We start from the raw sequence: 18,681 nt of genomic DNA, 5'->3' as shown, positions 1-18,681 counted from the left end.
ATGCGCAAAGCATTTCTTGCTGAAGATTTGGGGAGGTGCTGGAGCGGCAGACTGCTTCGCAAAGATCCCTTGTTCTAATTACGTCGGCAAGGCCTGCGCGTCAGCGGCGTCGTGAATGCACGATACACCGTCTGTCGGCACAACAATCCGGGCACGGGGACTCGTCGCTGAATCGGGCTTATTTGTAGATCAGCTTTTGCACGATCAGACACCACAAGATGCAAATTGAACAACCGGAAAGAACGGCAACAACAAACTGATAGTCGGAATCAAGTTCACTGGCCACAGATGCAATCACAAGCCAAGTCAACAAACCCGCGGCAAACGTTGAGATCGCAAATATAAGACGCAGTATTCGCGGCCACGCGGACATGCCACAAATAGTAGCACACATTCGATAGGTACAAGAGCTTCTACCAAGTCGAGTACGTACGCCGTATTGCACCCCTGAATATCCGACCAGATTGCGAATCAGGAGGGTTCGAATGTCAGCAATCTACATAGAGATGAAGCCGGCGGACAATATCGAATTACTCATCGACCATCACCTCTATCTCGTTTATCGAGCGGATGATGGTCGCGAATGGGTTCTTCGCTCGGGACCATCTTCAATCGCTGGCATCTTGGGTGGCCCATTTGAATTTGAAATAAATGACAGGCTCGAAGATTCAGGTGATGCGCGCGTCGCCTTCGACCTAATACCTCTCACTCCGGAAGATCGCGACAGTACGCTCCTGGTGTTTCCGAGATCCGCAGACGATACCTGGAATTTGATGTGCAAGTATGCTCACGAGTTGGAAGCGACGGGGGTCTCTTACTCGCTTGATGGTCTGAATTCAAACACGTTCATTGCTGCACTAATCGCAGCAGCAGGGAGAGACCCTACTACGAGCCTTCCATTGGGTGTCTTTCCGTTTGAAGTGCCCGGTTACTCCAACTATGCGCAGATGATCCAGCTAGTCCCTCCTCCGGCTGATGGTACCATTCACATCAAAGGAACATATATTGGAATTCAAACGGCGGAAACAATTTATGGCAGCGATGGGCCAGACAGCATCGATGGGGGCGGCGGCGACGACACGATCCGGTCGGGGGCTGGCAACGACATTCTGCGTGGCGGCGCTGGAGCGGATGTTTTTGTTTTCGATGGTACCGCGTTAGCTGACGCGCGGTCCGCCAGCCCCATCTTTGATCGTATAGTCGACTACGACCAAGGCAATTCGGGCACTTTTAACTTCGGTGAAGGTGATCTCGTTGATCTCTCACAGCTGCTCAGCTCAGTTTATAGCAATGGACAGCCCGTCAATTCGCTAGTTCGCGTCGTCGAAGATACAAGCGGAACATTCTCACTACTTCAGATCGATCCGAACGGTACGGTTGGCGGGGCAAATTGGGTCACAATCGCAAAGCTCGATGGAATTCATCGGGGCAACTCGGTCCAAGTCGTTCTTGATGTCTTTCATGCTCCCATATCGTTGACGACAGATACGATAGTTATCAATTCACTTGCCGATCTAGCAGCTGTCAGGAATAACCTATCTGGGCATTACATTCTCGGTGCAAATCTTGATGCCACGGGCGTCACTATCGCGCCCATCGGCTCTTCGTCCAATCCATTCACCGGCACATTCGACGGGAATGGTCATACGATTAACGGGCTCCATATAGCTGGGAATGGCATCTACGTTGGCCTCTTTGCGGAGGTGGGAGCTAGCGGGAAGATATCGAACCTCGGGCTGACCAACCTCACTGTCTCCGCTCCGCGCGGATACGACGTTGGTGGCTTGGCCGGACGCAACCTCGGAACAATAGAGAATAGCTATACGACTGGTACTATCAGCGCTACCGCTGGAAATTTCGTTGCTGGACTAAACGGCATCGCTATCGGCGGCGTCGCGGGTTGGAATTTTGGTACGATCAAGGACTCGTATTCGTCTGCAAGTATCACGAGTGCAAGCACGATTTTTGTCGATCTGGGCGGTCTCGCCGGAGGCAACTCCGGCCTGATCGACCATTCGCATGCCAATGGAACGATCATTGGCCACAGCGGAGCGTACGGCTCGGGTCTCGTTGAGATTGGTGGCCTAGTCGGCTCGCTCGGCCTTGGCACAGCGGGCGGCACAATCCTGCACTCCTACGCGACCGGTTCCGTAATTAGTGACGGCTCAAATACGGCGGCGGGCGGCCTCGTGGGCGCGTCCGTAAGCAGCAGCACGATCTTCCAATCCTACGCAACCGGATCGGTGATCACAGGCGGTCCCAGCTGGGACGGTGGGCTCGTCGGCATTCTGTTTAACGGGACTGTCTCGCAATCCTTCGCAAAAGGCTCGGTGACGGTCGGCACTCTTGGCGATGCTGGCGGCCTCGTCGGACAGATGAATGCGGGCGCGATACTTGAATCGTATGCCAAGGGTGCTGCAACTGGCACGAGCGGCACCGACGTAGGTGGCCTCGTCGCGCACTCCTATGGTGGCACGATAAGCCAATCGTATGCGACGGGAAAAGTTGCCACGACGGGCCCGTTTGCCATTGCCGGAGGTCTCGCCGCAGAGAGCAGCGCCTTCACAACGAGTTCGTATTGGGACTACCAAACGACGGGACAGCTGAAGAGTGCTGGGGGCCTACTTGAGCCGACCGCGTATTTGAGATCCGGGGTATTGCCGGCTGGTTTTGATCCTGCCGCCTGGGTCGAGAATGGAAGCTATCCCTATTTGCGCTCGATCCCATTGTCGAGTGTCGTCGGCGGGAAAATTGCCGGCGCTACCGTATTCGCGGACGACAACAATAACGGGGCCCTTGATCCAAACGAATCCTTCGCCATTACCGACGATGGAGGCAATTTCGAACCGATCGGAGGTACCGGGCCGCTGCTCGCATACGGCGGTACGGACACATTTACGGGCCTCTCCTTTAAGGGAATACTTGAAGCTCCGGGAGGCTCGACCAAGATCAGTCCCATCTCAACATTAGTTCTCGCACTGCAGAACCAAGGGGTCTCCAACGCGAACGCACAGATACTCTCGGCGCTCTCCATCAATCCGGCTGTCGACATAACGACCTACGATCCAGTTGAGCAGCTGCTCGTCAATGACGTGGACGCGGCGCAAATCTACTCAAAAAACGCCGAGATCATGGACACCGTCGCGGCGATCTCATCGGCCCTCACGAGTACCGGACCGATCGCACACAATTCGGTTCAGGTGTTCAACACACTCGCCGCAATCATCGGCAATCACAGTTCGGCACCACTCGACCTGACCGATGCGACTGCCATTTCTCAAATCATTGCGGCTGCTGCGCTCGCATTGAATGTGACAATCGATCCAAAAATTGCGTCAGCTGCGGCGACCGTGGTAGCAACAACCGACTCCGTCATCGAGCAGAACGCGTCACACTTAATTGGCCAAGACTTGTTGGATGCGGTGAGCGACATCGAGCGTCTCGGCCAAGGCGCACTTTCAGACGCACTCCAGAAGGCTGCGGCAGATCCGAGCCTCATTGATGCTATCGTGAACGCGTTCACTGGCTCTAACCTCGCCAATGCGCTTGCTCCACACGCTTCGGGCGCAAGCCACGCGCCGTGGCTTGCCACAGACAACGTGGCCTTCCACGCGATTGCCGAGGTTGCAGGAACCACCGGCAATAACGTTCTCGACGCGGCCAACGGAAAGCTTCTATTCACGGACCAGGACGTTACTGACACGCACCACGTTAGTGCGGCTTTGGATCCATCGTCACCAACGTGGATGGCGCCCGACGGTACCGGGTCCTCGACCGCGCTCCCAAAGGATACGTATGATGCCCTCCTCCATGCGCTCCAAAACACGCTAGTTAGCGACAGCACGAACGGAGCCATTGGGGAGATAGCCTGGCATTTTGCGAGCGCGGATCATTATTTTGACTTCCTCGGGGCTGGGGAGTCGCTGCGGGCGAGCTACAATATTTTGATCACTGATAGTCAAGGCGGCACGAGCGTTGAGCCAGTTACGGTCCTCATTAATGGCACCAACGACAATCCGTTTGCGCTTCCTGATAGCAACGGAGTAGCAAAAGGCGCCTTGCTCTCCGTATCTGCGGCGGCCGGGGTGCTTGCGAACGACGGGGATCCGGATGTGCACGATCAGCTGACCGTAAGCGCGGTGGGAGGAAACGCTGCAAGTGTCGGCCACCCGATCTTTGGCACATACGGTTCGCTAACGCTCAATGCGGACGGCAGTTACGTGTACAGCGCCAACAAGGGCGCGCTGCCAGCCAAGTTTATTGTCCAAGATACTTTCACGTATTCGGTCAGCGACGGGCACGGAGGTACTGCGAGTTCGACGCTGAGCATCGTGGTCTCAAATCCAGGCGTCACGTACAGCTCTGGCATCCACACGACCATTATCGGTGGAGACGGCAGCGGCGTCTTGGATGGTTCGGCTGGCAATGACAAGCTATTTGGCGGCAATGGGCCTGACATATTGATCGGTGGGAATGGAGATATTCTGACGGGGGGCAATGGGCCGGATGCGTTCCTCTTCCGTCCGCACTTCGGAGCTAATACGATTACCGATTTCAACATCAGCAATGATGTGCTTCAGTTAGATAAATCGATCTTCCCGAGCACTGCAGACCTGTTACGTAACACAGCTAATACGTCGCTCGGTGCCGTGATTGATGATGGCCACGGAGATTCAGTCGCGATCAGCGGCGTTACGGTCGCACAGCTGCAGACACACCAGAATGACTTTCACTTAGTCTAAGCTGGGAAATGGGCACCTTGATGGCTACCGGGATCAAAATGCCACCCGAGTTTCCTGCTGAAGTGTATCGCGCAATCCATCTAAAGATCGTTCCGTACGCTGATACGCACAAGGAGGTGTATTCGGCGTTCGCCGGCGCCTGGAAGGCTATCTCTTATCGGTACAAAGCCTTCGCCGAATACGATCAGCTATTTACCGAATCCATTCTGAAGCACGGCGCAGCTCCTCCGCATGAGGAGCGCTATGCACAAGAGCGAGATCTGTTTGGGTTCTTTAGCAATGGCGTTTCCGCGTTCGAGTCTCTTTGGTACGGCATGTATGCCGCGGGAGCTCTTTTACGGCCGGACTGCTTTGCAGTTCTCACCTCGGGCAAACGTGTAAACGCGCGAGAAACGATTGCCGGTTACAGGTCCGCATATCCAAGCGACGCCCTCGTTCAGCGGCTCCGAGCAGCAGCAAACGATCCTGATCTCAAAGAATTTCGAGCCATCCGGACATCTTGTCGCATCGAACTGCTCCAGGCAGGAAGATTCAAGGGAGCAGCGGAGCGCAGACCTCAGAGCCAGATCGCTGGAAGATATTGGATATCGTCCTTGATGCGACCACTACGTCAAACCGGCGCGCGCAAGCTGCTCATCTTCTCAGCTCTATGATCACGGCGTATGAAGTATTTGCGGTCGCTCGTTTTTGAAAGGGGAGCATCCATCGGATATCGAGGATAGCTGCGGTTCGGAGAAGGGCTAGAAGTCACCGCGGCACGTCTAGATTAGTCAGCGCTTCTTACCTGCAACCGGACCGTCAACAATGCGATTGACGATCGAACAACCGATGATAGAATTTGACAACTAATAACACCTGCCCAATGACGGGACGAAATTGGGATAACCACCTACTTTCTGGCATCGCTTTTTATGTCAGTTCACAAAGAACGGCGAGTTTGATTTTCGAAGCAGGACTTTACTCAAACATAGGTAAGTGGAGTCGTTTTGGCGCGTTGCGTTGATTGCCACTGTTACTGAGCCTCACGTTCTAGAATACGATTTCGGAGCGGCCGTTCGTCTGACCGGCCGAACGATCCTGTCTTCGTCTGTGAAGGCTCCCCAGCGCGGCGTGCACGCCACTCTCTACCAACAATGTGATCGGGAAGTGACATGCCGACCGGCGAAGGCGTCCAGGAAGGCAAGGCTACCGCGTCAATCGCCCCATCGGCGATCGTGCTTCTACTGTTCTATATCGTCATGACGGTGGCGAGTCAGGCGGACTCGGATCTAGTCCGGCCCGACACACAGGTGTCGCTTGAGGCGGCAGCCCAAAGGGTGAACCTACCGAGCGGCTGGATTCTGACACCCTTTCTCGGCCTCAAGCTGTCGATTTTGTGGTTCTATGCGTTCGCGCCGATTTTGGTGCTGGCGCTTCATTTTGAATTGCTGACGCCCCGACCAGCAGCAAGACAACGGTGGGATCTGGCGCTCCGCTGGGCAGGAAATGTCTTGGCGCCTCTGGCGCTGTTTCTCATGCTTTGGAAATTCGCGCCCTACGGGCGCTCTCGGCCCTCAGATATCGCCGATATTCAGGCCGCGGGGATGCTGAGCTTTGCTCACGCCTTCGCGCTGATCGCCGACGCTGCGCTGCTCATTTATGCGAGCATTGAGCCTCTCGCGCTGTACGATACTGCCATCGCGATGCGCTCCGCCGTCATGAGACGGATTGGTCTCGCGCTCGTATCAATCAGGGCGGCCGGGTTGCTCGGAGTAGCGGCCCTCGGGGCGGCAACTTTCGTCAAGGTGGCGGCTCAACACACCGAGTCGCCTCAGGACTTCTCCCCTAATCTCCTCGGTATCAGCAATACGACGTTCGCAATTGGCCTAGCAATAGTGCTCGCCATAAGCGTAGCACCGGTACTCGTCTTGATCCGTCGCTTTCATAAAATCCCTGGTGATCTGCCTCGCTTCGGCCGAACCGCCACGGAGAAGGAGGTTATCGCCATGCCGGTCTACCTATGCTTGCTCGTACTTTTGCTTGTGAGCGTTGCCTTGCCGGATCTCGGAAGGGCGCTCGATCTCGCCGGGGCAAAGCTTGTCGCTGCGGAACCGAGCGACACGATCATGGCGGCGATGATAACCTCGACGCGCGGTCAAGGTGCCAGCACTGGCGATCTTTTTGACACAGTGCGCAAGGAAAATTGGCCGGAAAATGCCCGGATGAGGGCTTGGGAGAGTTTCGGCCGAGGCCTCGACTACCGGAGGTGGCGTTTTGTCGGCACGTCGTTCGATAGTGCCGTTATGCCTAAGGTGCGTCTCGACCTCGCCGACCTTTCGGACGCAAGTTTCATTCGCACCGATTTAATCGACGCGTCGCTCCTGGGTGCACGACTCGCGCGAACGGTGCTGATGGAGGCAGATCTGCGTAACGCCGATCTATCGTGCGTCAACGACAGAAGTTGCAGCCTTTTGGCGCAAGCTTCTCCGACCGCAACGCCCCCTGCGGCGCCGGTTGCCAACGCTTGCAACCGACCTGCGACTGCCGCGACCGGCCCCAAGCTCAATAACGCGATCCTAACGGGCGCGAAACTGACGGACGCTGATCTCAGCAATGCTCTTCTGCGTGGTGCGACCATTGTTAATCTCAGGGATGCCAGTAAGGCGAAGCTAAGGGGCGCCGACCTGACGGGCGCAATTCTACGCGGACCTTTCGCAGACGCTGATTTGTCCGGCGCGTGCCTCTGCGGTGCGGATCTGCGCGGTGCCGATCTGTCGGGTGCTACGCTCGTCGGTGCCTCGCTGCAGTGGACCGAACTCAGTAATGCAAAACTGCCCAAGGATCTCAGCGCAGTAGACTTTGCAAACGCCAATATCAAGGACGCGGACTTCGGAGAGTCGGGAGCGAATCTCAGTGGCGCTGATCTGACCCATGCCCTCCAAATGGTTCGCGAGAAAGACTTCAAACCGAGCTGCAGGCCGGCCGGTGGGACGCCGTAGCGCTAGAGTTTACATATGTTCGCGCTTCGATCGCTATGGGCCGTGGACGGGCGACTCAGTGTCGCGCGGTGCCAATTGGTTTGGTCGCTGTCGCTGTTTTTCACATGGATCTATACTCTTTTTCTCATGTCAATTATACCCGGAGCACCTTCCAAGTTATCTGAGCCCGCGCCGATATTTGCTTTCATTATCGTGGCTATCATGGCGATCGCGGGTGCAGTGGCGCTGCCGCTCGAGACGCGCCTAGTTCGCATGCCAGCGCGCTTGCGGAGGTGGCTTGTCGAAAGTGGTCGCGGTACCGGCGTCGCTGAATCACGCCGTACCGAGGATCGTCCGTTTCAAACGCATCAGGCACGCCGATCACTTCTGGGCGAATATGGCAGGATAGATCTTGCGGTGCTTCAACTAGCACTTGTTGGATTTGTGCTTCCGTTCGTCAGTGCTTCGGAGTCGTTCACGTCGGTAGGGTGGCGCCTAGTGACTTTAATGATATTGAGCGAGATCGCCTATTTCTCCTTCCTCGGTGCCCGGTTGATCAAACTCGGGGAGCTCACCGACCTCGTCCGGGAAATGCGGGCTGTGCGACTGCAACGTGATCAATTGGAGCGGGACATTGTGCAACTGAGGTCGGCAAGCGAACTCCAAAGACCGGGCGAAATATCTGACCTATCAGACGACCAGACGACCGCCAAGATCGAGGGATTATCCTCGCAGAGTAAGAATCTGGAGGACGTCGGTCACGCACTTGCGGCTCGTGCCGATGCCCTGTGGCGGCAACTCGGTTTTATTTTTAACTCGCCCGAGCCTAGTACTTCGGTGGACTGATACCGTGGTCCGGCGCATCGAAGAGCGGTGCCTTACACACCCTGCGCGAAGCTGGCGAGAAGTACGGCGTCAGCATGGCGCTTGGTGTGAGGCTAACTGCAAAGCGCTCTGCACCAAGATTTGGGGAAGTGCCGGAGCGGCACACTGTTTTGCGCAAATCGCTGGCTCCAATTACGTAGGGAAGCCTTGCGCGCCTGCAACTGCCGGGAACGCGCGGTACACCTTCTACTGTCACAACAATTCGGGAAAAGGCACCTGCCGCTGACGCACGGGACGGCCTCAATGTTTACCTTGATCGCTGGATTGGTGCGTGAACAGAAAGACGATCGCCACGATGATGAAAATCATAAGGCAAGTAGACAACCAGAGCAGAATTGTGAGAGGCAGACCATATATAATGTTAGTCACTACATACTCCATCTTCGAGGTGCAGGGAGTTGATAAAACAAGAGGATCGTTGAAGCCTAACAAATTGTCCCTACCTTTAAAGGAATTACAGCTGAATTGATCCAGTGGAAGCATCAGCGCTGGCATGATCAGCGCGGCAAGATAGAGCGACCAGTATGTGATGCTGGCGTACTTAAAAGGGCGCTTCAAGCGCACTACCAATCTCTGCATTAGAATTATTATTGCATGTCATTGATGCTTTGCCCTTGCGCCATGTGGGTATTTCGCAAGTCAACGGGGGATTAAATGACCGCTCCAACTAACTCCACATATCTCGACGCTTCCACCTCGGCCAATGAGCAAACCTCACCTCTGCCAGGATCAGGGCTAACGTTGCTTCGGGCAAGCTCGACCGCCGAACTGGCTGGTCGCCCTTCGGGGTTGACCGGCCGCATGGGTTAAGCCAGCGGGGCACACACCGTTTCTCGGCTTGCCGTTGGATCAGCAAAGGGGGCAGGCGGCATCCGATGTCGAGCCGCTGATGTCAGTCTTCATGACTACGGTAGTCCGAAGCGGATTCATCCTGCATCGATCCTATACGCCCGGAGGTCCGCAACCTACCGCAAGTCCTCGCTTGTTGGGAGGGGAATGCGCTACGGTCCTATCCGCACACCGCCATTTCGCCCTCCGAACGAACTTGTTTCGCAACTTGCCCGTTGCGTTACGACCTCATCTCCTGCAAATAAGCCAATTCCTGAACTCGCCCTGAGAATTCGACGAGGCGGCCTAAACTTGCTGTTAAAGCCCCCCGAGTTATTCCCACCTTATCGACTAATCCGATATTTGAACTATCCGTAATTTCTGCGAGAGCTCTGTTAAACAGCGATGCATCCCGATGAACGTCGCTTTTTATGCCTGCGTAGATTCGCAGTACGAGTGCCAAATCAAGTGCATTTCTCTTCTCAACATCTGGCCGGAAATCTACAGGCACGAGCCTAAGAAAGTCAGCTCTTTTTGCCGCATCTAACTTTTCCAGACTCAACGAAGGCTGATCTCTCATCCTCAGAAGAAGTTGCGAAATGGCTTCGGTCTCCTCTTTAAGGTCAGCAAGCTGTCTCTGTATCCTGTCTTTGTTCTTGATTAAATCGTCCGCGCTAGGCCTTGCAATGTCCGCCTGAATTTCACCTGTAAGCGACACCGCTCGCACCAATTCAACCCCAAGATCGCCGATGGTTTTTGTCATCCTATCGCCAACGAACGCGTACGCGGATATCGTCAGAAACGTTGCAACTAGAGCAGCTAGCCACCGAGTTTTCATCGTGCTCCTCCTGCTTTCGTGCCACGCTCCACACATTCGTAGCTCAAGTTCTTATATCGTTGCGACAGAGACGCGTATGGCTCACGAATTTTCTGTCGGCCCCACCAGCCTTGGATATAAGGATACCGGTTATACATGCGGTCGCAGAAATCGGTAATAAAAGCCGTCCAAAACTCCCCGGGCATTAGCTCGTTGTCTTCCAAGACTGAGGCCTTGAATAGAAGGGACTGATATCTTTCCAGAGCCTCCTCCACCTCTTCAGCGGACGTTGTCTCAGAACTCTTGTTTTCTAGCACATCTAAGAGCTTGTTCTCTTTTCTGAGCCGATCCGCGGTCTCGGCGGATTGGTCGACAATAAGAATTGCGTTCTGATATTGTGTGCCCTTCACAGCAACCTTCAGCTGTTCGGCCGCATACAGCAGTCCGGCTACGGCAGCGACCAAAATTAAAAAATGAATTGCAGCAGTACCTAATGCGATCTTGTCGCTAAAGCTGACCGTGCCGGTCCGACGGCTAGCGTCTACATTCTCGGTATTGCTGGATGGGGGCGGATTCTTTCCAGCCTCATCTGAGGCGGCATCAGCTTCCATCGGCTCCTCCGATTCCTCCACGGAAAATCGATCCGATAAGCGTCGCCATGATACCACCTTTGGCTGGCAACCACAAAAAGGCAAGCCTTCATCGGCTCGTTAGGCGAAGCTACGGTTGCTCACCCGCGCTCGTTGCCTAGGTATTAATTCCTGTTAGGATAATACGAGCCCACCCTTCGGAGAAAGCCGCCCCATGAAGAGCAGCCCACCCGATGCATTCATCGTCCCATTGCTCGTACTCTTGCTGTCGATAGAGGCCGCTTTGGCCTCGCTTGTCGTGCTTTCCTTCTCAGCATTATTGAGCTCTGGACCGTTGATTGCATTCGGCTCTATGATCGCAGCAGGACTCATGCTCCTTGTTCTCTCGGCAATTTATGCATATGCAGCCTATCGTCAGATGCGTGAACTGCGCTGAATCTCGCTAAGGCGCCCACTTCGTGGGCGCTTTACAATTGTAGCTTTGGACCCTCCGATCAGCCATCAAGTCTGAAGCAACGACCAAGTCGGAAGTTCAGCCGAGGTATATGCAATACGGATCATCGGGTGGGCAGTCGCACCGCCGTGTTTTTTCTGAGAGCTCTCTAAGCTCCTCTTTGGTGTCTAACGTATGGGGTCCACTACAACTAAGAGTGGCGGTGACCTCGCGGATTGGAGCGGTGTGGTGCGCTATATAGATGGTATCGACGCTTTCGGAACCGGAGAGCGCGGACTGAAGGAGATAGTCACAGTAACAGACCTCCAAATCATGGATGTTCTAGGTTGGAAACCCGTCACAGTGCAAAATGACCATTTGCTTGTCTAATTCGACGCGACCTTCGTTCGGGCTCTGAATTTGATGGTTCAATTTCCCGCATCCGTTATTGGCAGTCAGACAGGCTGAGTCTCGGGAGAGTACTTCTACTCTAATCACTGCCGTGCACTAGTGAGCTGTTTTTGATGACAATCGACGTGACCGAAATTGCTTGCCACACGCATGTCACATCTCGCCGATTGCACTTGCTGCCCGGAATGAGAAGCTGCGCGGTGTATGTCCCGGGTACCGCATACGTGTGGTACGCAATAGCTCCTGTGAAGCAGCGCGGCTTATCACCGCAGTTGCCAAGAAGCACAAAAGGATGGGCGCACGTTCCGTCTCCAAAACTAATGCTCAGTCCATTGGCGTAGTAATCGTTTTCACCGGCATGCTCCGAAGAGATTAAGAAAGTTACTGCTTGTGGATTTTCCGGAGTTGAGGTGGCAGAGATCAACGAAGACTCTTGCAGTTTTGTGGGTAGAAGTCGGGGACAAGTCGACGTGGCAGCAGTGTGGTGGCTGCCAAATGGTAGGGTAGCTGCCTTGGAATTTTTGATATTGTTTGGATAACAGGCCCGCAAGAATAATGACGATTGCCGCAACGAACGACTTCAACATAGCACAACTGTAGCACGTTCCGTAAGGGCATGACATGCGGATCAAGGAAATGGCGCAAGAGCAGAAAGCGCATTTTCAAAGTGAGCGAGGAGATTAGGTCCAAGGTTCAGACACAAGGGTATTACGTCCGCAGTCTCCCGATCGCGAGGAAGCGACCGATTTAGTTCAGACGCTTGCGCCTCTTCGGGTGGGATCTCAGCAACCTCGCGACCGTAAGCCGGCATGCTCGCTTTTTGATATCCCCCGGGGCTGCGCGTTGCATAGGCATTCTCGCCGAATCTCGCTAGCGTTCAGGAAGCAACCTGCACACTACAGTACCTGCTGCGCGAAACCTCATTACTTTTTATCAACCGGTGTGGCGTAAGTTCTGCTTATTCTAAGATGCTCGGGGAGCCCATCGTTGCGGGCCTACTCTAATCGGCCTCTCCTTGTGCTCGTGTATAGCTGTATTTCTTACGTGCCTTTTTGATCATTTTTTCGGCAATGCCGCCGAACGAAATAGAGATTCGCGACAATGTCGTCGGTGCTTCAATTTCGACAGCCCCACAGGGCGAAGTCTAAGACGTACTCCTCGCGCCAGAAACTGCCTAACATTTTGGCGAATGTCGCCGCTCTGTTGTCGCAAGTTCACGCTCTGGACGTCCAAACAACGGATGACATCCGTCAGGCCATCTTCATTCTCGAACTCGCGAATGGCTGCATCCGATTGCTCATCGGACAAACCAAACTGGATGAAACGACCAGAAGGACTTTACTGGCTCAGTCGGCAAAGATCGACTTGCTTATAACAACGACGCGCAGGGAGGGCGGCGCATTATTTGGAGAGGATGATTTGAATTTGGAGATTGCAGATGATGGCGAACAATCGAAAGGCGCACCGTGTTCGGTTTGAACACAAGCACATCGTGAGCATCATGGGTGTCGATGGGACGTGGCGGCGAAGCTGCGTTCTTGTCGACGCTTCTGCGAGCGGCGCCAAGCTTGAGGTCGAGGGCTCAACGGACCCCCTGAAGGCACAGGAATTCTTTCTGGTTCTGTCCTCAACTGGTCTGGCATTTCGGCGCTGCGAACTGATTTGGGTGGATGGATCTCACGTCGGAGTTCAGTTCGTCACAGCAAGGACGAAGGCCAAGACGAATGCAGGAAAAGGTCTTGTCGGCTCACCATGAGCGTGGTCGAGCGCCCCGCATGAAAACACCAAAGCCAAAGCAGTGGACCGAGCAGGAGGTTCGGCGCTTAGCCGCGCTCGCTCGGCAGGGAGCCGCTGTATCGAAGATCGCTGCCGAGTTGGGCCGCCACGCCGGCTCGGTGAGGCAGATGGCGCGGACGATCGGAACACTGCTGAAGAAGTAGTACGGTTCGTGATCCCTTTACGGACATTGCTCATGCAAGATGTTTGACACTTTGGCGCTGCCTTAAACGAACCTTCTACGACGGCGTTAGGATGGGACTTAAGTGTTCGTGGTGGACAGCAACCGGCAAGCGATTTGCGCTGCGAAGCTCGACTGCATCGACGAGCAGGCGGCGAGACGTCGAGCCGAAAAAATGTATAGCGTGCACGACGTTGAGCTTTGGGACGGCGATCGCTCGTGTTTCGAGGTGTAGCGTCGAACGAAAATCTAGGCGATGGGCTACGCCCACAGGTCAGCGTCAGCCACTAGCAACCGCGGCTAATGGTCGTTTCGGTCTAACTCGCGCAACAGTCGATGAAGGAAGTCGCTGGCGTGGTTGTATTGTGCGCCGCCGTCCAGGATCTGATGAGCGAGCGGTGACATTATGTTGCCAATGGCCTCCGAGCCAATCAGCTCGGTCCGTGATGACCACAACTCCAACAGCCCGTCGGGAATGTGTTCGCTCGATCCAAATAGCTTGAGAAGCCGGCCTTCGGCGACATCGTTATGATCATGGTGGGCCTTGGCCGCATAAAAGGCGAACAACCCACGAAAGGCCTCACGGGAAACCGAAGGCTTTGCCATCGCAATGTCCCCCATAGAATGTTTCAAATGAATTTGCGAAATCTGGAACTGAACGGAGGCTATGCCTCGAACTCCTCACACGAAGAGGATTCTACAGCAGACCGGGAAAACGTGGCAAGCCCATAATCCACGTCTCCGAAAGGCGGCCTGTCCACGCGGGAGATTGTGTCAGCGCTATCGACGGCTCTCCGCCGTGCCGCAGTTCTTTCGCGGTGCACTCGTGAGCAGGCCCGACGACTTGCTGTTGCCTTAGATCGGGCGGCACGAGCGCAAGGCATCCTTGCACGAGAAAATCGACCATGACGTCGTGACCGGGCTTCGCTGGCTTGCAGTGGAGGATGGGCGTGGTGCCGCCGGTACGAACATGGAGCCGCATTTGCGCGGCTCTTCAGAGGTCACTCGGCTTCACTTTCAGTCTCTGTGTCGTCTGCGTCTTCTTGATCTTCCGCTTGTTCGTCGGTCTCTTCGTCTTCCTGTCCCTCCTCTTCTTCCACCCCTCCCTCCTGATCTTCCTCTTCATAACCGATGTCGAGCTCCTTGAAGTCGACCTCGCATCGGCCAGGTTCATCTCTTTCCAAGAGGCCGCCGCAGTCGGTGCATCGTTGGGCGAAGAACATGCGCTCCTCATCGATGAACGCCTGTCGGCATTCTGGACACCAAAGAAACTCAGACATTCTGCGGCTCCTTCTTCTGACGTGGCCTCCTCGCTTTCTTGAGAGCCGCGCTTTCTTGAGCGATTTGCTCCTTAAGCGTCTTGAGTTCGGCGTCGATTGCCGTCTTCTGTGCAACCAACTCTGTTATCCGCTTCAGTCGATCCATTACGCTTCTCCTATGTTCAGCGTTCTGCCGCCGGGTTGGAGCCATGGCTGGTTGACGGCATATCCAGGCATGGGGGGTTTGACGCCACAGGTGATTGTGGGCACCACTTGAGCGCCAAATTTGCTGACGAACTTTCCGGCCATCGTCTCACAGAGACTGAGGATGTTGTTGACGCGGGTTTGGTTCGTGGAGGTGAAAAGGACCGTGAGATTCGGTATCCCGAACTGCGAGCGAAACGTCGCTTGTTCAAGGACATTGAGGTAGGCAGCGATCTTTGTTTCGATTGCTTGCCTGTCGCGGTTTGCGGATTTGAGGGGCTCGGTACCCAAGTCCACTTCGACAACGAGAAAACGGTAGGTGCCGTTCGCGTACTTGATCGCAATCGGGCCTATGTCGGGCTTGAGTTTGTAATTGTGGTCCTTGCCCTTGAAATGAAACACGACCGGGAAGAAGTCACTCGCTGTCTCGGGGGTTTTTGGATTGTCGAGGATTTGAGAGTGAGTAATAAGACGGTTGCGGGCTCCAATCTCAAAAGACGCCGCGACGTGCGCTTCGGTCACTTGGTGAAGGAACTGCTTGGAAGATTCGGGCACCCGGTGCTCGCAGCCCTTCTCCATGAGCTTTCCAACGCCCTTGTTGGTGAGCTGAAAGGCTTTCGGATAGCTGAGCCAGGCGGCGCGGTTCTTATCTTGTGTCTCGCTCCACCGGATGAAGCCGTGGTCCTTGAGCTTCTTGGTGCGGAAGATGACCGATGAGTACGACCGCTGTGTGATCGCGCAGAGATCGTCAGGCAAAAGCACGCCGTGCCGCCCAATTGCTTTTAGGATCTCGAGATCACCGGGTACGTCTGGCTTGATGGCTTTCATAGCGCCGAATGTAAGTCCGCGCGTGGCGGCTCGTTAAGTCGGCAACTATGGAGGTCCTAGGAGGACTGTGACACGCCGTGGAGTGCTATGTTGTAGCGCTCGATTCTGATTAAATTTGCGTAACTATTCTCCCCAAGTAGACGGCTTGTTGTCATCGTCGGAAGGAGAGACACCGGGATCATCACACTTCACTGCGTCACGCATTTCGCTCGAGGTGGCTTTTGAATCCGACTCTGCAGGGCTGGCTTCGTGCGCTACTTGCTCTTCAAGACCATACAGGCGCCGCATACAATCTCGATGTTCATCGCGCTCGCTTGGTGACATCTCTTTAAGAGGAATCTCTGCGATGGGGGTTTCTACGATTTGAGGCTCTTCGCCACGTACATGCATAGCGAACTGCCCAGGGGGCAGGTTATGCATTCGCTCCTCTGGGACGTGCAGAAGTTTGCTGAAATAGTTAGCCTCGGCGTCGACATTGGCCATCTTGATGGCGCAGTTCTCTAACGCACTCAGGACGGCCGGGTCTTTGATCTGTGAATACGATTGGTGAGCGAGAATGAGGCCGATATTCTGCGAGCTGCAACGATAAATGATCTCAGCAACAGTACTATCGATGATAGTGTCGGCTTCATCGACATAGACGTAGACAGGCCGCTTCTCGTGTCGTGGCCTCGATGATCGCGCCGTGGCCGCCGCCCAGATCTGCGCCATGATGTAGCGACCGAGAAATTTCGATCCTTCTATGTGAAGCTTGTCCCAGGAATTATCGATCAAGACGACATCGCCGTCATCCATGCACTCCGCAATGCTGAAGCGTGTCTTGGGCGCCGAGAACATCGTTCTGATGATGTCGATCTCAAAGAGCAGCTGAATTCGCCAACTGAGTTCATTCCTGGTCGCATCATATGTGCTCCAGCCTCCATGTTTACTCGTGTCAAAGAGGTGCTGAAGATCGGGTGGAAGCGATTTGAGATGAGAGCGATACGGTTCTGGACCTCGCGTGAGGAGATCTTGAACAGTTATGAGGGTAGGGTTGGGAATTGAAAGGATGCACGCTCGCAACAGCGAGCGAAGCAATGCTTGTTGTTTAGGGGTAATGCCTGCTCCGAGGATTGCGCCGAAGATGTACTCGATTTGGTCTACGGCTCGTTTCGTGTCGGTCTTGGGGACGTCAAGCGGATTTACGGCGAATGGAACGAACGTCGGGTCAAGGGTGACAAGAAGCGTACCAAGCGCGAGATTTCTGATCGCGTTGATGACATCGCCCTTCGGGTCGATGACAATAACAGCGGCATCCGTCGGAAGGTCTTCCGAGATCATATGAAGCAAGAGATTAGATTTGCCCATCCCCTGAGCGGCAACGATCCAATGACCTGAGAATCTGACTTCGCTCATAGCTTAAACGGCCTCGGCTGCCAGCGCTCCTCCTCCTGTCGCTTCGCTTCGCGCTCAGCCTCTTCCTTTGCTTCTCTTTCTTTCAGCTTCTTCCACTCTTTGTCGAATTGCTCGTGGAGCTTGGCTCGCTCCTTCTCACGTTGAGCGCTGTCTTGATCGATTTGGTGCATCCATTCGGCATTAAGATGTTGCTGCAGCTCTATTTCAGCGTTGAATATTTGCTCACTTTGAAGCGAGTAGAAATTGTCGACGGTCGGCTTGATATGTTGCTGGACGAACTCGGACTCAGACATACGCAGCTTACGGTTGAAGAAATGCGTGATGATGTTGCCTGTACTCATTTCGACCATCAATTCTGCATAAGCATCTTTCACAGCAGCTTTGACGTCGTCATCATCTTGAGGCGTCTTATCGAAACCGTAGCGTTTGTCTTTGATGTATTTGCTTACAGCCTTCTTGTAACAGTCCACTGAGCAAAACCAGTAGGGGAGCCCAAAGAAGGTCCCGTCTGCATCAAGAGCCTCGCAAGACGACACAGTCGTGTCGAGATTGCCTGGTCGATGACGAGTGCCACAGGTCAAACATCTATCCTCTGCGATAGGCATCGCTATTTCTTTCGATTCAATTCATCAAGGAATCGCTGTTTCATCTCCGCCCTTTCGCAAGCCCGCGAAACGGGCACCGCTTGTAGCCACATGAGCGCGCCGGCCATGGTGAATATCAATGTGCTGGCCTTATCCTCGCTACCAATCCAAAGGGCCCACAAGCTAATGACGCCTACAAAGCAAAACACCGCGCCAACCATTCCGATCAAGCATCGAAGAAGGCCTATGTTTGTCATGAGGCTATTTCCTTCGATTAAGCTCCTCGAGGAATTTCTGCTTCATTTCGGCTCTATCGGAAGCCTTCAAGACCGGTATGGCCTGGAGCCACATAAGAACGCCAACGGCAGTGATGACGTAGCCGGTCGTTCGAGTGCTTTCGAACCACCAAGGCATCACGATGTACATGGTCCCAACAAAACCGACGAGCAGACCGGCCATGCCGATAAGCACGCGGACCAGTTGTAAATTGTCCGACATTGGTCCCTCCCTAGAGGAGGCGGTCAGCGTGGGGGCAGCGTTGGAATGCTGGCCTTATCTGACCGCCCGCTCCTCTTACTTCGGAGCGTCGGACCTGGCCTTCGCGCATCTCTCCAGATATTCGGTAACCTCAATCACCCACCAGACGCGCGGGGAACCGCGATAGGGCGAGAGCTTAAAACTCTGCGGAAACCTCTTCGCCTTTTCCAAGCGGTCCAGGTGAGTACGACTGTAAGGTATTCCGAAATCTGAACGCAGACGTTTGAATGTGACCACTGATTTCTCAGACATCG

The 18,681-nt window shown here is 54.6% G+C and carries 16 protein-coding genes; 7 read left to right on the top strand and 9 right to left on the bottom strand.

Annotated elements, in window-relative coordinates:
* Window positions 1–485 precede the first annotated feature (485 nt).
* The 4 genes from AC5V87_RS07360 (at window position 486) to AC5V87_RS07345 (ending at window position 8,545) form a co-directional block, all read left to right on the top strand.
* The gene (locus AC5V87_RS07360) at window positions 486–4,742 is read left to right on the top strand and encodes a cadherin-like domain-containing protein (protein ID WP_495370466.1); all 4,257 of its coding nucleotides are present in this window, start codon (window positions 486–488) and stop codon (window positions 4,740–4,742) included.
* 8 nt (window positions 4,743–4,750) lie between these two features.
* On the top strand, window positions 4,751–5,395 hold the full coding sequence (locus AC5V87_RS07355; RefSeq protein ID WP_495370465.1) for a hypothetical protein: 645 nt from the start codon (window positions 4,751–4,753) through the stop codon (window positions 5,393–5,395).
* A 498-nt stretch (window positions 5,396–5,893) separates the two neighbouring features.
* On the top strand, window positions 5,894–7,720 hold the full coding sequence (locus tag AC5V87_RS07350; RefSeq protein WP_495370464.1) for a pentapeptide repeat-containing protein: 1,827 nt from the start codon (window positions 5,894–5,896) through the stop codon (window positions 7,718–7,720).
* Window positions 7,721–7,735: 15 nt separating this feature from the next.
* Complete coding sequence (locus tag AC5V87_RS07345; RefSeq protein ID WP_495370463.1) at window positions 7,736–8,545, top strand: hypothetical protein; 810 nt, start codon at window positions 7,736–7,738, stop codon at window positions 8,543–8,545.
* Between the two features lie 1,108 nt (window positions 8,546–9,653).
* On the opposite strand, the gene AC5V87_RS07340 is transcribed toward AC5V87_RS07345, so the two are convergent.
* The gene (locus tag AC5V87_RS07340; protein WP_495370462.1) at window positions 9,654–10,175 is read right to left on the bottom strand and encodes a hypothetical protein; all 522 of its coding nucleotides are present in this window, start codon (window positions 10,173–10,175) and stop codon (window positions 9,654–9,656) included.
* 71 nt (window positions 10,176–10,246) lie between these two features.
* Entirely contained in the window at window positions 10,247–10,840 is a 594-nt protein-coding gene (locus tag AC5V87_RS07335; RefSeq protein ID WP_495370461.1) for a hypothetical protein, read from the bottom strand.
* A 193-nt stretch (window positions 10,841–11,033) separates the two neighbouring features.
* On the opposite strand from AC5V87_RS07335, the gene AC5V87_RS07330 reads away from it, so the two are divergent.
* From AC5V87_RS07330 to AC5V87_RS07320, 3 genes are all read left to right on the top strand, one after another.
* Window positions 11,034–11,255, top strand: a complete 222-nt coding sequence (locus AC5V87_RS07330) for a hypothetical protein (protein ID WP_495370460.1) — start codon at window positions 11,034–11,036, stop codon at window positions 11,253–11,255.
* A gap of 1,590 nt (window positions 11,256–12,845) precedes the next feature.
* Complete coding sequence (locus tag AC5V87_RS07325) at window positions 12,846–13,142, top strand: hypothetical protein (RefSeq protein ID WP_495370459.1); 297 nt, start codon at window positions 12,846–12,848, stop codon at window positions 13,140–13,142.
* Window positions 13,102–13,419, top strand: coding sequence for a PilZ domain-containing protein (locus AC5V87_RS07320; RefSeq protein ID WP_495370458.1), 318 nt, complete (start codon window positions 13,102–13,104; stop codon window positions 13,417–13,419). Before AC5V87_RS07325 ends, AC5V87_RS07320 begins: the two co-directional genes overlap by 41 nt.
* Before the next feature lie 501 nt (window positions 13,420–13,920).
* On the opposite strand, the gene AC5V87_RS07315 is transcribed toward AC5V87_RS07320, so the two are convergent.
* The 7 genes from AC5V87_RS07315 to AC5V87_RS07285 all read right to left on the bottom strand — a co-directional run bounded on the left by AC5V87_RS07315 (window position 13,921) and on the right by AC5V87_RS07285 (window position 18,388).
* Window positions 13,921–14,226 (bottom strand): hypothetical protein, encoded by a 306-nt coding sequence (locus AC5V87_RS07315; RefSeq protein ID WP_495370457.1) that lies wholly within the window; start codon window positions 14,224–14,226, stop codon window positions 13,921–13,923.
* Window positions 14,227–14,621: 395 nt separating this feature from the next.
* A complete protein-coding gene (locus AC5V87_RS07310) occupies window positions 14,622–14,900 on the bottom strand; it encodes a hypothetical protein (RefSeq protein WP_495370456.1) in 279 nt (92 codons plus the stop codon).
* Window positions 14,893–15,045 (bottom strand): hypothetical protein, encoded by a 153-nt coding sequence (locus tag AC5V87_RS07305; RefSeq protein WP_456816911.1) that lies wholly within the window; start codon window positions 15,043–15,045, stop codon window positions 14,893–14,895. Before AC5V87_RS07305 ends, AC5V87_RS07310 begins: the two co-directional genes overlap by 8 nt.
* Window positions 15,045–15,911, bottom strand: coding sequence for a hypothetical protein (locus tag AC5V87_RS07300; protein ID WP_495370455.1), 867 nt, complete (start codon window positions 15,909–15,911; stop codon window positions 15,045–15,047). The genes AC5V87_RS07305 and AC5V87_RS07300 overlap by 1 nt, the downstream gene beginning before the upstream one ends.
* A gap of 123 nt (window positions 15,912–16,034) precedes the next feature.
* Window positions 16,035–17,306 carry a type IV secretory system conjugative DNA transfer family protein gene (locus tag AC5V87_RS07295; RefSeq protein WP_495370454.1) on the bottom strand — a complete coding sequence of 424 codons (1,272 nt, stop codon included), beginning with the start codon at window positions 17,304–17,306 and terminating at the stop codon, window positions 16,035–16,037.
* Window positions 17,303–17,911 carry a hypothetical protein gene (locus tag AC5V87_RS07290; protein ID WP_495370453.1) on the bottom strand — a complete coding sequence of 203 codons (609 nt, stop codon included), beginning with the start codon at window positions 17,909–17,911 and terminating at the stop codon, window positions 17,303–17,305. The genes AC5V87_RS07295 and AC5V87_RS07290 overlap by 4 nt, the downstream gene beginning before the upstream one ends.
* Before the next feature lie 240 nt (window positions 17,912–18,151).
* Window positions 18,152–18,388, bottom strand: coding sequence for a hypothetical protein (locus AC5V87_RS07285; protein WP_495370452.1), 237 nt, complete (start codon window positions 18,386–18,388; stop codon window positions 18,152–18,154).
* Between the last annotated feature and the right edge of the window lie 293 nt (window positions 18,389–18,681).

This window comes from Bradyrhizobium sp. SOJA106 (assembly GCF_059448745.1).
This window is presented reverse-complemented; position numbering and strand designations above follow the sequence as displayed.